Source organism: Yersinia sp. LJYL362 (genome assembly GCF_048323875.1).
Genome location: NZ_JBLWEX010000288.1, coordinates 1 through 13,129 on the forward strand (window position 1 = coordinate 1; position 13,129 = coordinate 13,129).

The following is a 13,129-nucleotide window of genomic DNA, read 5'->3' on the forward strand; positions in this document are numbered from 1 at the left end:
CACTGGCTTTTGATACCCTGTATGCCGAGGGCCAACGCCGCTATGTTGAGTCTCTCTCCGCCTATGCGCGCCAATTTCTATCGCTGATGGAAAAACCGGATGTCGACCATATTGAAGGTCTCTCTCCAGCCATCTCCATCGAGCAAAAATCGACTTCCCATAACCCGCGTTCTACCGTGGGCACCATCACTGAAATTCATGATTACCTACGTTTGCTGTTTGCCCGTGTCGGCGAGCCGCGCTGCCCGGATCATGATGTGCCGCTTGCCGCGCAAACGGTCAGCCAGATGGTGGATAACGTCATCAGTCAGCCCGAGGGCCGCCGCCTGATGTTACTGGCGCCCGTGGTAAAAGATCGCAAAGGTGAACATACCAAAACGCTGGAAAATCTGGCAATGCAGGGCTATATCCGGGCACGGATCGATGGTGAAGTTTGCGATCTGTCTGATCCACCGAAATTAGAACTGCAAAAGAAACACACCATTGAAGTGGTGGTCGATCGTTTTAAAGTGCGCGAAGATCTGGCTCAGCGTCTGGCTGAATCATTTGAAACCGCATTGGAGCTTTCCGGCGGTACTGCCGTAGTTGCCGATATGGACGATCCTCACGCCGAAGAACTGTTGTTCTCCGCCAACTTTGCCTGCCCCATTTGCGGCTATAGCATGAGCGAGTTGGAGCCGCGCCTGTTCTCCTTTAACAACCCAGCCGGTGCTTGCCCGACCTGTGATGGCTTGGGCGTACAGCAGTTCTTTGACCCAGACCGTGTGCTACAAAACCCTGAATTATCACTGGCGGGTGGCGCAATTCGCGGTTGGGATCGCCGCAACTTCTATTACTTCCAGATGCTACGTTCATTGGCGGATCATTATAAGTTTGATATCGAAGCACCGTTTAACTCATTGGATACTACCATCCAGAAAGCCGTGCTGTATGGTTCTGGCAAAGAAACCATTGAATTCAAATACATTAATGACCGCGGTGATACCACGGTGCGCCGCCATCCATTTGAAGGTGTGCTGCACAATATGGAGCGCCGTTATAAAGAGACGGAATCCAGTGCGGTGCGCGAAGAACTGGCTAAATTTATCAGCAACCGCTCCTGTGCCTCATGCAACGGTACCCGTCTGCGCCGCGAAGCACGTTATGTCTTTGTCGAAAAGACTACATTGCCGGAAATCTCAGAGCTGAGCATCGGTCATGCGCTGAGCTTCTTCCAGAATATGAAACTCAGCGGCCAGCGGGCGCAGATTGCCGAGAAAATACTGAAAGAAATTGGCGACCGGCTGAAGTTCCTGGTTAACGTCGGGCTGAATTACCTGTCACTCTCCCGCTCGGCGGAAACCCTCTCCGGTGGTGAAGCGCAGCGTATTCGTCTGGCCAGCCAGATTGGTGCCGGTTTGGTGGGTGTCATGTATGTGCTTGATGAGCCGTCCATCGGTTTGCATCAGCGCGATAATGAACGTTTACTCGAAACACTGATTCACCTGCGCAATCTGGGCAATACCGTGATTGTGGTAGAGCATGATGAAGATGCGATTCGTGCCGCCGACCATGTGATTGATATCGGCCCAGGTGCCGGTGTGCATGGCGGTGAAGTGGTGGCAGAAGGAACCGTTGATGACATTATGGCAGCGCCTAATTCACTCACCGGCCAGTTCCTGAGCGGCAAGCGGGAAATTGCCATTCCGGCTCAACGCGTGGCAGGTGACCCCAGCAAAGTGTTGAAGTTGATTGGCGCCAGCGGTAACAACCTGAAAGATGTCACTCTCACACTGCCCGTTGGGTTATTTAGCTGCATTACCGGTGTTTCTGGCTCAGGTAAATCGACGTTAATCAACGATACTTTATATTGTATTGCACAGCGCCAGTTGAACGGAGCGACCAGCAATGAACCAGCCCCGTATCGTGATATTCAAGGGCTGGAGCATTTCGATAAAGTTATTGATATCGACCAAAGCCCGATTGGCCGGACTCCGCGCTCTAACCCGGCAACCTATACCGGTATCTTTACCCCCATTCGTGAACTCTTTGCGGGTGTACCTGAGTCACGCGCGCGGGGCTACACGCCGGGCCGTTTCAGCTTTAACGTGAAAGGTGGCCGCTGTGAAGCCTGTCAGGGCGACGGGGTGATTAAAGTTGAAATGCACTTCCTACCTGACATTTACGTACCTTGCGACCAATGTAAAGGCAAGCGCTATAACCGTGAAACGCTGGAAGTGAAATACAAAGGTAAGAGTATTCACGAAGTGTTGGCGATGACTATCGAAGAAGCACGTGAGTTCTTTGATGCTGTTCCGGCATTGGCGCGTAAGCTGCAAACCTTGATGGATGTCGGCCTGTCCTATATTTGTCTGGGCCAGTCGGCAACTACCCTATCGGGCGGGGAAGCACAGCGCGTCAAACTGTCGCGCGAACTGTCAAAACGCGGCACTGGCCAGACACTCTATATTCTGGACGAACCGACCACTGGCTTACACTTTGCTGATATTCAGCAGCTCTTGGCGGTGTTGCATCAGTTGCGGGATCAAGGCAATACCATTGTGGTTATTGAGCATAATCTGGATGTGATTAAAACCGCAGACTGGATTGTTGATCTGGGGCCAGAGGGCGGCAGCGGCGGCGGCGAGATTTTGGTTTCCGGTACGCCAGAGACCGTCGCAGAATGCGCAGCATCACATACGGCCCGATTCCTCAAACCTATGTTGCAGCGTAAGTAGCCATTAAATGAGCGCTCCGGGGCAATAAGTCAGTTGCTCTGGAGTGCTCTTTAGCCTTCAGACCACTAACTCTTGCCGCCGATGTTCGGGCAATCCCTGTAAAACCAATTGATAAGAGCGGTCTATTAGCGAATAGAACTGTGAGTTTGGTAATTTGCCATCCAGAAACACCGTGTTCCAGTGCGCTTTGTTCAAGTGTTCACTCGGCACGATCTCCGGATGTTGCTCTCTCAGACTTTCTGCCAATTCAGGGCTGGTTTTCAATGAGATAGAGGGGCGTCCTTCCGTCTCGCCTACCATAGCAAACATCACATCGGCAACTTTGATCTGATTCGCCTGCCACTTCTCATGGTCGCTCTGCTCTGCCCCCGGTTTGGACATGCAGTATTCCAGTAATGCTGAATTATTCATGGGGATATCTCCTGTAATGGGCCGGTACCGTCTCGCGAAAGGGCCTCATAAAATATTTATTCCATAAAGACTTCATTGCATCAGTTACACATGCTGAGCTACCACTTTGCATCAATGACAACTGATTTACTGTGAGCAATGAATGATCGTTTGGCATGCATCTACTACATCAATTAGTATATTCTTTAATCGATTTACAGCCATCGGTCTTGGACTAAACAATTAGAAGATAAAGGTAACTCACGGAAAGGTGGCGAAAAAAATAAAGAAAAAAGGCGATGAGGTTGATGGCAAAGTGCCCGTATCGGTGAAAACAGGCAGATCGTAAAGACGCCGTAAAATCGTCCCTGATGGCTCGAGCCGCGCCATCCCTGGCGCGGACGCTTTACTCTTCTACCTGCCCTCACCTTGCAAGATCGAGTCGTCGGGGTTTGTCAGTAGTCTGGCCGATATTGCTATCGCCTTACTGTAAATCACGTGGATATTTGATTACTGCACTGCCGCAAAAGCCGCCGCGACGCGCTGAACATTACTGTGATTGACGCCCGCCATACACATCCTGCCACTGGCAATCAGATACACACCGAACTCTTCACGCAGACGGTCTACCTGTGCTGCACTAAAACCGGTGTAGCTGAACATCCCGCGCTGTTGTAGCAAGTAGTCAAAATTACGATTTGGCAGTGAGGCTTTCAAGGCTTGAACCAACGTGCTGCGCATCTCAATAATACGCAGGCGCATTTGCTCCACTTCGGCTTGCCATTGCACCCGCAATTCTGTGTCATGCAGCACATTTGAAACCACCTGTGCGCCAAAGTTGGGTGGGCTGGAATAGTTACGGCGAACGGTGGCTTTCAGTTGCCCTAATACACGGCCTGCAGCTTCTTCACTCTCACACACCACCGACAAGCCGCCGACTCGCTCGTTATACAAAGAGAAGATTTTAGAGAAAGAGTTACTGACCAAACAAGGCAATTCTGCTGTCGCCATCGCGCGGATAGCATAAGCATCTTCATTCAGCCCGGCACCAAAACCTTGATAAGCGATATCCAGGAACGGGATCAGATCCCGACCTTTAGCCACTTCAATCACTTGATCCCATTGCGCATTAGTGAGATCCGAACCAGTCGGGTTATGGCAGCAAGGATGCAATAACACAATGCTTTTGGCTGGTAACTGCTGGAGTGTTGCCAGCATTTGATCAAACTTTACGCCCAACTTGTCATTATCAAAATACGGATAGGTATTCACTTTAAAACCTGCGCCGTTGAAGATAGCAACGTGGTTTTCCCAAGTAGGGTCACTGACCCAAACCTGCGAATCAGGGAAATAATGATTCAGGAAATCAGCACCGACTTTCAATGCACCAGAGCCACCCACGGTTTGAATTGTCGCCACTCGCTGCTGTGCCAACATAGAATGTTCGGCACCAAATAATAGCTGCTGGATAGCGCTACGATAAGATTGCAAACCTTCCATCGGCAAATAGACCGGTGTTCCGTGTGGCTGAGCGCTCAATTGCGCCTCGGCAGCGTTTACGGCCTGCATCAATGGGATCTCGCCCTGCTCATTGTAATAAAGCCCAATACTCAAATTCACTTTATGTGCGCGTTCATCGGCTTTAAAACTTTCCATCAGCGACAGGATCGGATCACCTGCATAAGCGTCAACATTTTGGAACACGGTGCTGCTCTCCTTTAACGATAATTATTGTCTATAGCAGCTTACCTTATTCGCCTAAATATTCCATCGCAACACGTGAGGTCAGCTTAGTAATCAATTCATAGGCGCTGATACCGGTCCGGGCGGCGATTTTTTCAACTGGCAGTTCAGCCCCCCACAACAGCACTTCGTCACCGACTTTATCCGTGCCATCTGGCCCCAGATCAACAGAAATCATATCCATTGAAACCCGCCCCACAATGCCCACTTCGCGGCCATTCAGCCACATCGGGGTGCCCGAAGGGGCGCTACGCGGATAACCGTCGCCATAACCGATCGCCACCACCCCCAGCCGTGTATCGCGCTCACTGACCCACGTCCCACCATAACCAACAGGTTCACCGGCTTTGTGCTCACGAACCGCAATCAGGCTAGATTTCAATGCCATCGCTGGTTTTAGTTTGAAATGACTTGCATAAGGCTCATCCATCGGCGAAACACCGTACAAGATGATACCGGGGCGAACCCAATCACGATGTGCTTCTGGCCACAGCAAAATACCGCCAGAGGCGGCGATGGATTTCATCCCCAGTTTGTCGGCAATAAAGGTATCAAAACAATCCAGCTGCTGGCGAGTGGTCTCCACTTGCGGCTCATCCGCTCGGCTAAAGTGGCTCATGATATTGATTGGCTGAACAACATTGCGACACGCACTTAAGCGCTGGTAAAAAGCCTCCGCCTGCTCCGGGCGCACCCCCAAGCGGTGCATGCCGGTATCCAGTTTCATCCAAACATGGATAGGGGCAGAGAGCTCGGCAACCTCCAGCGCTTCCAATTGTTCAATGCTATGTACCGCAGTTTCAATGCAATTAGCCGCTAGAATAGGAAGATCTTCTGCCGCAAAGAACCCTTCCAACAACAGAATCGGTTTAACAATTCCACCGGATCGCAGCATCAATGCTTCACCGATCCGCGCTACACCGTAGCAATCTGCATCCTGCAAAGTATGCGCTGTTTCTAATAACCCGTGGCCATAAGCGTTTGCTTTCACAACAGCAATCAGGCGGCTTTGCGGCGCTATACGCCGTACCTGTTGCAAGTTATGTCGCAGAGCGCGGCGGTCGATTACTGCTGTTGCCGCTTTCATTTCTTATCCTTAATACTTAATAGATGTTATGCCCAAAGTCATTGGAGTTGCAGCCAGGCAGCAAGCGAACAAACCCCGATGAGCTGACACCAGTCAGTGATTCGGGTGCGTGAGCGTAGCTAACAACCCTGCGGCTTCAAGTACGCAGGGAGATTACTCATCGTCGTATTGTGGGCCAGCGTAATTATCAAAGCGCGACCATTGACCATTAAATTTCAGTCGAACAGAACCGATCGGGCCGTTACGCTGTTTACCCAAAATAATCTGTGCAATCCCTTTCTCATCACTGTTTTCGTGATACACCTCATCACGATAAATAAACATGATTAAGTCGGCATCCTGCTCGATTGAACCTGATTCACGTAAGTCGGAGTTGACGGGCCGTTTATCCGCACGTTGCTCCAAGCTACGGTTCAGCTGAGACAGCGCCACGACCGGCACCTGTAACTCTTTTGCCAATGCTTTCAGAGAACGTGAGATTTCAGCGATTTCTAAGGTACGGTTATCCGAAAGCGACGGTACCCGCATCAATTGCAGGTAGTCGATCATAATCAGACTTAACCCACCATGTTCGCGGAAAATACGCCGTGCACGGGAGCGCACTTCTGTCGGAGTCAGGCCAGATGAATCATCAATGTACATATTGCGCTTTTCCATCAATATGCCCATGGTGCTCGAAATCCGCGCCCAATCCTCATCATCGAGCTGGCCGGTACGAATGCGGGTCTGATCGACATGAGACAGTGATGCCAGCATACGCATCATTATCTGATCGCCGGGCATCTCCAGACTGAAGATTAATACCGGTTTTTCCTGCATCATCGCGGCGTTTTCGCATAAGTTCATCGCAAAGGTGGTTTTCCCCATTGATGGCCGCGCGGCGACAATGATCAAATCTGATTTCTGCAATCCAGCCGTTTTTTTGTCCAAATCGGTAAAACCGGTTGAAACCCCGGTAACGCCATCATGTGGCCGCTGATAAAGCTGTTCAATTCGTGCCACCGTGGCTTCGAGGATCTGATCGACACTCTTCGGCCCTTCATCTTTATTTGCCCGGCTTTCGGCAATTTGGAACACTTTAGATTCCGCCAGATCCAGCAGATCTTCACTACTACGCCCTTGGGGATCGTAGCCGGCATCAGCAATTTCATTAGCCACCGAGATCATTTCACGAACTACCGCACGTTCGCGGACGATATCAGCATAAGCACCGATGTTCGCAGCACTGGGTGTATTTTTTGATAATTCGGCCAGGTAGGCAAAGCCCCCTACCGAATCTAAGTCACCTTTTTGTTCGAGCGATTCAGACAAGGTGATCAAATCGATCGGCTTGCTGTTTTCCAGCAAGCGCTGCATTTCAGTAAAGATCCGGCGATGCGGGCGGCTGAAAAAGTCATTGCTGGCTACGCGCTCAGAAACGTTATCCCAGCGCTCGTTATCCAGCATCAAACCGCCCAACACGGACTGCTCTGCCTCCAGCGAATGAGGCGGGAGTTTCAGCCCTTCCATCTGGCGATCGCGTGGCTCTGTCATATTGTTGGTTGGTTTTTTTGCTGCCATGAAAAGTGTTCTTTACCTCTATTATTGCGCCAGGATAATGGTTGCGATAGGAAAATAGTGCCGCTTAGTATACGCGATGAAGCCCGATGGGTAATTATGAATTCCCTATTACTTATCGGTATTAGCAAGATGTCGGCACCTCGTGTAGAACTCTGTAAGGAGAAAATACACTTATTTTGAGGAGCTAACATGGCAAAGCATATTCAATTTAGCACCACGGGTGGGCCGGAAGTATTGCAATATCTCGATTTCACGCCAGCGGCCCCCGCGGCACATGAAGTTCAGGTCGAAAATAAAGCTATCGGAATTAACTATATCGATACCTATGTTCGCACTGGGCTTTATCCACCGTCACACTTCCCGAGTGGGCTGGGAACAGAAGCCGCAGGGATTGTTACCCAAGTCGGTTCTGCGGTTAGCGCGATAAAAGTCGGCGACCGGGTGGTATATGCGCAATCGGCTCTTGGTGCTTACAGCGAAATCCATAATGTCGATGCGAATAAAATTGCCCTGCTCCCTGAGCAAATCTCTTTTGAACAAGCCGCCGCTTCATTTCTTAAAGGGCTGACCGTTCAATATTTACTACGCCAAACCTATGAAATCAAACCCGGCCAAGTGTTCTTATTCCATGCGGCAGCAGGTGGTGTCGGGCTGATTGCGTGCCAATGGGCGAAAGCCTTAGGTGCAAAACTGATAGGCACCGTCGGCTCTGATGAAAAAGCGGAATTGGCAAAAGCTAAAGGTGCTTGGGCAACCATAAACTATCGCAAAGAAAATATCGCTGAGCGCGTAGCTGAACTGACAAATGGCGAAAAGGTGGATGTGGTATATGACTCGGTGGGTAAAAGCACCTGGCTGGACTCACTCAATAGCCTTAAACGCAGAGGCTTGATGGTGAGCTTTGGTAATGCCTCTGGCCCCGTGACAGGGGTAGACCTTGCCATACTCAACCAAAAAGGCTCGCTGTATGTAACCCGAGCATCCCTCAATGCCTATGTCACTAACCGACAAGAGTTGGAAAGTGCCAGCCGTGAGCTATTTTCATTAATTATCAGTGGTGCGATTAATGTGGATGTCGCTAAAGCTCAGCAGTTCCCGCTGAGTGATGCACGCCGCGCCCATGAAGTATTAGAAAGCCGTCAAACCACAGGTTCGAGTTTGCTGATCCCTTAGGCTACACAACATTAATAATATTCTGTAAAAACAAAGGGCTCCGATTAAGGAGCCCTTTGTCACAACGCTTTCTTTGATGCACTTGTAGGGGTACAGCGTGGTATTCTGTCAGAGCCATGTTCACTTAAATGAACGTGCCGTTTTTACGGCTATTTTTACCTCTGACAGGGATGAAAATGTGATACCGAAAACGTATCGGCTTGCATCCTAGCAAGCTCGTTTGGGAAAAAATACGTTTTCCCACCAATTCGCACGACTAAACTTTCAGCCTGTGATCGCCCCCGCAAGATAGCAAAATTTTAATAACGCCTGACTACCGGTTTCTGCATCGAACGCCATATCCAGACCACCACAACGGCCAGTATCAACCATGGCAGCAGTTTAATCATCATCACAAATAAACCCCCTAGCATCATAAAAGCTGCCGCTACCACTAAAGCTGCAAATATGCCCAACAAGGAGATACCGGTCGCCATCAACATGATGAAAAAACCAATCACAAAAAGAATTTCGAACATGGATAGCTCCTTAGTAATTATCTCTTTCCCGCCGCCGCATCATTCAATAGATGATATCGCTGGGGGTTTTATCAAGACTATTACAAGAAACGTGCCAATCTAGAGGGAACAGATAACCAATTGAATTTGTTTATTTTAGATAAAAATAAGCCTGCCAGAGAAACAGGCAGGCATGGTCAATTTCACTAACTTATAGTCATATTATTACAAACTATGCTGCGGGCGGGTGACGAGCGCCAGCGCCTGTTCCACGACTGAAACGTCAGCCCCAGGTTTATGCGCATTCTCACTCAGATGACGACGCCATTGGCGCGCGCCAGGGACCCCTTGGAAGATACCCAAAATATGGCGGGTAATGTGCCCCAAATAGGCTCCGCGCGACAGTTCTTGCTCGATATAAGGAAAGAGCGCCTCAACCGCTTTAACGCTGTCGACCACCGGCGCATTAGAATCAAACAATTCGCGGTCCACTTGCGTCAAAATACTGGGGTTTTGGTAAGCTTCACGTCCCATCATCACCCCATCAACATGTTTGAGATGCTCTTTGGCTTCAGCCAGCGTTTTCACACCACCGTTAATGGCAATGGTCAGTGCAGGGAAATCACGTTTAAGCTGATAAACCCGCTCATAATCCAGCGGTGGCACTTCGCGGTTTTCTTTCGGACTCAATCCTGAGAGCCAGGCCTTACGCGCATGGATGGTGAAAATATCACACTCTCCACGTTCAGCGACGGTTTGCACGAATTCACACAAGAACTCATAGCTATCCAACTCATCAATCCCGATGCGGGTTTTCACCGTAACGGGGATAGAAACCACATCACGCATGGCTTTTATGCCATCAGCCACCAAGCTGGCCTCAGCCATCAAACAAGCACCAAAACGGCCGTTTTGCACTCGGTCAGACGGGCAACCTACATTCAGGTTTATTTCATTGTATCCGCGAAGCTCAGCCAGCTTGGCACAATGGGCTAATGCCTGCGGATCACTGCCCCCCAGCTGTAATGCGACGGGATGGTCTTGCTCGCTATAAGCCAGATAATCCCCTTTGCCGTGGATAATGGCACCGGTGGTGACCATTTCGGTATACAACAAAGCCTGTTTGGTCAACAAACGGTGAAAATAACGGCAATGACGATCTGTCCAGTCGAGCATCGGCGCGACGGAGAAACGCTGGAGGGGATAATGTGGCTTATCGGCCTGGGGGCTGGAAAAAGTCTGAGCTTCGTGCATTTACTGTAGTTTCATCGGTTATGACTGCATCAATTACCCATTGATATGACTCATTGAGCAAAACAAACAATGGGAAGGAATCCGTGATTATACCATAGAACTTTGCGATGGCAGCCTGAGTGAGTGTTGTGACTCAACGTGTGGAAATCTGCGGGTAACGGCTGCGACTTCCTAAAGTTGTGACACTCCGCCGCATCCTATTTTTTCATCTATCGGCGATTAGCCGTAAATATGATAAAATCGATATCATTCAAATGCTGCGGGATGTACATGATGAACCCTATCAATCAGGAAAAGCTGCTTGCCCAAGCTGAAAGCCTGTGCCAACAACGTAACGTCCGGCTGACACCGCAACGTCTTGAAGTATTAAGATTAATGGCACAACAACCCGGTGCAATCAGCGCCTATGATCTATTAGATCTGCTGCGTGTTTCCGAGCCGCAAGCCAAGCCTCCTACCGTTTACCGCGCATTGGATTTCTTGCTTGAGCAGGGGTTTATTCACCGTGTGGAGTCCGCAAACAGCTATGTGCTGTGTCACCACTTTGAAGAACCAACCCATACTTCTGCGCTTTTTATCTGCGATCGCTGCAAGATAGTGACAGAACGAACCACTGTCGGCATTGAAGAAGCATTGGCACTGTTAGCAAAACAGTCGGGTTTTACCCTGCGCCATACGGTGGTTGAAGCTCATGGTTTATGTGCTGAATGTGGGGAAGTCGAAGCATGTGAAAGCCACGAACATTGTGATCACGACCATTCAATTGTGACAAAAAAGAAATAGCCCCTGACAGTAGAAGCAGACTGTCGCCAGATAGGCGGCAGGATAAATATGAGTAGAATATAATAACCGTAGAGAATAAAAGTGGCTTTTAAATAAAATAAGACACTTCCTTGTGTCAATTCGATATAAATAGGATACCTCTAGAATATTATTAATAATTAATGCCACCACTAAGTTTTAGTGTAAAAAATATAAAAACTAAAGGTTATTTAATAAATAATTATTCTATGGATACCAGAAACCAGATTTATTTATATCGATATTAGTTTAATTCCGTTTAACGCTGCTACCAGCGATATTTGCTGTGGTCTTCCCAGGCTTTAACTTCTTTCTCGGCTTGCTCTTTCTGGTAGCCGTATTTCTCCTGGATTTTACCCACCAGTTGGTCACGCTTACCTTCAATGACGGTCAGGTCATCATCGGTCAGCTTGCCCCATTTCTCTTTCACTTTACCTTTAAACTGCTTCCAGTTACCGTCGGCTTGATCTTTATTCATAATATCTCCGTTACCTTGGGATTAGTCAGTTTATTTAATACAATACGGTAAACAATTTAAATTTGTTGCTTCGCTTACCGTATTAATAACTGTAGCAGAGGATACTGATAATTACAGTCAGATTAATATTAATCACTATCACTTGAGTAATAAACAGAAAGTAAAGTCTCGTAATATTCAGTTAAAACAGAAAGTAATAACTTATTATCGGAATGTTCTCAAACTAAATAAGGGGAAATATGAAAGGCATTAAAATAGGCTATATACCCTTCATACTGAAGGGTATATATGAACAACTAAAATCAGATCCAATCGCCATTGCGGATGACACCAACGGCCAGTCCTTCAATAGTGAAATTTTGTTCACGCAGATCGACCACAATCGGCTGGAACTCACTGTTTTCAGGCAGAAGCTGTACGATATTACCTTGTTTTTTCAAGCGTTTTACTGTTACTTCATCATCAATACGCGCAACAACCACTTGCCCATTACGCACATCTTGAGTTTTATGTACTGCCAGCAAGTCGCCGTCCAGAATACCGATATCTCTCATCGACATTCCATTCACCCGCAGCAAGAAATCTGCGCTCGGCTTAAACATAGAAGGATCGACTTTATAATGCCCTTCAATATGCTGCTGCGCTAATAGTGGCTCACCTGCGGCAACTCGGCCAATTAGTGGCAAACCATCTTCTTCTTCCATCAATAGACGGATACCACGAGAAGCGCCGGAGACAATCTCAATAACGCCCTTACGGGCCAGTGCTTTTAAATGCTCTTCAGCGGCGTTAGGAGAGCGAAACCCCAGACGCTGCGCAATTTCGGCACGGGTCGGTGGCATACCTGTTTGCGATAGGTGATCGCGCACAAGGTCATAAACCTCTTGCTGTCTGGTAGTAAGTGCTTTCATTCCGCCCCCTGTTTGTTTATACAGTCTTGCTGTGAGTATATACAGGTAAGCGGGTATTGGGAACCAAAGAGTGAATAAAAACAGGGATTAATCACTGTTTACATCCACAGCGTTGTTGGTTGCATTCTTAGCCAAGATGTTGCCATAGCACTGTTATCCATATAAATAGGGCCAACAAAATGGACAAAAATACAGCCGCCGACCCCATATCCTTAGCCCGACCTGATAATTCGTGCAGCTCACTGCCGATGCGGTCCACCACCGCTTCAATCGCGCTATTGATCACTTCAACAATGATGACTAACACCACACTCGCGATCAATAAAATGCGTGCTGTGGCATCTACATCCAGCCAGAAGGCCAGTATGATAGCGAGTATGGCAGCCACAGCTTCTTGGCGAAATGCGGCTTCATTTTTCCAGGCTGCAGTTAAGCCTTTCACAGAATAACCCGCTGCTTTATAGATTCGGGTTAATCCTGTTGACTGATTCGCCATATTTTATTGCCTTTATCTTAAG

Annotated in this window: 12 protein-coding genes; 3 read left to right on the top strand and 9 right to left on the bottom strand. The window is 48.6% G+C overall.

Annotation, left to right across the window (positions count from 1 at the left end; genetic code table 11):
- The first annotated feature begins 2 nt into the window (after nucleotides 1-2).
- A complete protein-coding gene (gene uvrA, locus ACNSO8_RS19675; protein WP_418395613.1) occupies nucleotides 3-2,717 on the top strand; it encodes an excinuclease ABC subunit UvrA in 2,715 nt (904 codons plus the stop codon).
- 57 nt (nucleotides 2,718-2,774) lie between these two features.
- Here the strand turns inward: uvrA and ACNSO8_RS19680 are convergent, their stop codons facing one another.
- From ACNSO8_RS19680 to dnaB, 4 genes are all read right to left on the bottom strand, one after another.
- Nucleotides 2,775-3,128 (bottom strand): MmcQ/YjbR family DNA-binding protein, encoded by a 354-nt coding sequence (locus tag ACNSO8_RS19680; protein WP_005165225.1) that lies wholly within the window; start codon nucleotides 3,126-3,128, stop codon nucleotides 2,775-2,777.
- Between the two features lie 489 nt (nucleotides 3,129-3,617).
- Nucleotides 3,618-4,811 carry an amino acid aminotransferase gene (locus ACNSO8_RS19685; protein ID WP_418395614.1) on the bottom strand — a complete coding sequence of 398 codons (1,194 nt, stop codon included), beginning with the start codon at nucleotides 4,809-4,811 and terminating at the stop codon, nucleotides 3,618-3,620.
- Nucleotides 4,812-4,857: 46 nt separating this feature from the next.
- Nucleotides 4,858-5,937 (bottom strand): alanine racemase, encoded by a 1,080-nt coding sequence (gene alr, locus ACNSO8_RS19690; RefSeq protein ID WP_418395615.1) that lies wholly within the window; start codon nucleotides 5,935-5,937, stop codon nucleotides 4,858-4,860.
- A gap of 153 nt (nucleotides 5,938-6,090) precedes the next feature.
- Nucleotides 6,091-7,497 carry a replicative DNA helicase gene (gene dnaB, locus ACNSO8_RS19695; RefSeq protein WP_004391847.1) on the bottom strand — a complete coding sequence of 469 codons (1,407 nt, stop codon included), beginning with the start codon at nucleotides 7,495-7,497 and terminating at the stop codon, nucleotides 6,091-6,093.
- A 189-nt stretch (nucleotides 7,498-7,686) separates the two neighbouring features.
- On the opposite strand from dnaB, the gene ACNSO8_RS19700 reads away from it, so the two are divergent.
- Nucleotides 7,687-8,670 (top strand): quinone oxidoreductase, encoded by a 984-nt coding sequence (locus tag ACNSO8_RS19700; protein ID WP_418395616.1) that lies wholly within the window; start codon nucleotides 7,687-7,689, stop codon nucleotides 8,668-8,670.
- Nucleotides 8,671-8,969: 299 nt separating this feature from the next.
- Here ACNSO8_RS19700 and pspG read toward each other — a convergent pair whose 3' ends face one another.
- Both pspG and dusA read right to left on the bottom strand, forming a co-directional pair.
- On the bottom strand, nucleotides 8,970-9,188 hold the full coding sequence (gene pspG, locus ACNSO8_RS19705; RefSeq protein ID WP_418395617.1) for an envelope stress response protein PspG: 219 nt from the start codon (nucleotides 9,186-9,188) through the stop codon (nucleotides 8,970-8,972).
- Between the two features lie 204 nt (nucleotides 9,189-9,392).
- Nucleotides 9,393-10,421 (bottom strand): tRNA dihydrouridine(20/20a) synthase DusA, encoded by a 1,029-nt coding sequence (gene dusA / locus ACNSO8_RS19710; RefSeq protein ID WP_418395618.1) that lies wholly within the window; start codon nucleotides 10,419-10,421, stop codon nucleotides 9,393-9,395.
- Between the two features lie 273 nt (nucleotides 10,422-10,694).
- On the opposite strand from dusA, the gene zur reads away from it, so the two are divergent.
- A complete protein-coding gene (gene zur / locus ACNSO8_RS19715) occupies nucleotides 10,695-11,204 on the top strand; it encodes a zinc uptake transcriptional repressor Zur (protein WP_418395633.1) in 510 nt (169 codons plus the stop codon).
- 286 nt (nucleotides 11,205-11,490) lie between these two features.
- Here zur and ACNSO8_RS19720 read toward each other — a convergent pair whose 3' ends face one another.
- From ACNSO8_RS19720 to ACNSO8_RS19730, 3 genes are all read right to left on the bottom strand, one after another.
- Entirely contained in the window at nucleotides 11,491-11,700 is a 210-nt protein-coding gene (locus ACNSO8_RS19720; RefSeq protein ID WP_004391853.1) for a CsbD family protein, read from the bottom strand.
- A gap of 302 nt (nucleotides 11,701-12,002) precedes the next feature.
- Nucleotides 12,003-12,611, bottom strand: coding sequence for a transcriptional repressor LexA (lexA, locus tag ACNSO8_RS19725; RefSeq protein ID WP_050078169.1), 609 nt, complete (start codon nucleotides 12,609-12,611; stop codon nucleotides 12,003-12,005).
- 127 nt (nucleotides 12,612-12,738) lie between these two features.
- Nucleotides 12,739-13,107: a diacylglycerol kinase gene (locus ACNSO8_RS19730; RefSeq protein ID WP_418395619.1), complete on the bottom strand. Its 369-nt coding sequence runs from the start codon at nucleotides 13,105-13,107 to the stop codon at nucleotides 12,739-12,741.
- Nucleotides 13,108-13,129 lie beyond the last annotated feature (22 nt).

Coding starts and splice junctions, on each gene's coding strand:
- ACNSO8_RS19680 (WP_005165225.1), bottom strand. CDS start 3,128: ATGAATAATTCAGCATTACTGGAATACTGCATGTCCAAACCGGGGGCA.
- alr (WP_418395615.1), bottom strand. CDS start 5,937: ATGAAAGCGGCAACAGCAGTAATCGACCGCCGCGCTCTGCGACATAAC.
- dnaB (WP_004391847.1), bottom strand. CDS start 7,497: ATGGCAGCAAAAAAACCAACCAACAATATGACAGAGCCACGCGATCGC.
- ACNSO8_RS19700 (WP_418395616.1), top strand. CDS start 7,687: ATGGCAAAGCATATTCAATTTAGCACCACGGGTGGGCCGGAAGTATTG.
- pspG (WP_418395617.1), bottom strand. CDS start 9,188: ATGTTCGAAATTCTTTTTGTGATTGGTTTTTTCATCATGTTGATGGCG.
- dusA (WP_418395618.1), bottom strand. CDS start 10,421: ATGCACGAAGCTCAGACTTTTTCCAGCCCCCAGGCCGATAAGCCACAT.
- zur (WP_418395633.1), top strand. CDS start 10,695: ATGAACCCTATCAATCAGGAAAAGCTGCTTGCCCAAGCTGAAAGCCTG.
- ACNSO8_RS19720 (WP_004391853.1), bottom strand. CDS start 11,700: ATGAATAAAGATCAAGCCGACGGTAACTGGAAGCAGTTTAAAGGTAAA.
- lexA (WP_050078169.1), bottom strand. CDS start 12,611: ATGAAAGCACTTACTACCAGACAGCAAGAGGTTTATGACCTTGTGCGC.
- ACNSO8_RS19730 (WP_418395619.1), bottom strand. CDS start 13,107: ATGGCGAATCAGTCAACAGGATTAACCCGAATCTATAAAGCAGCGGGT.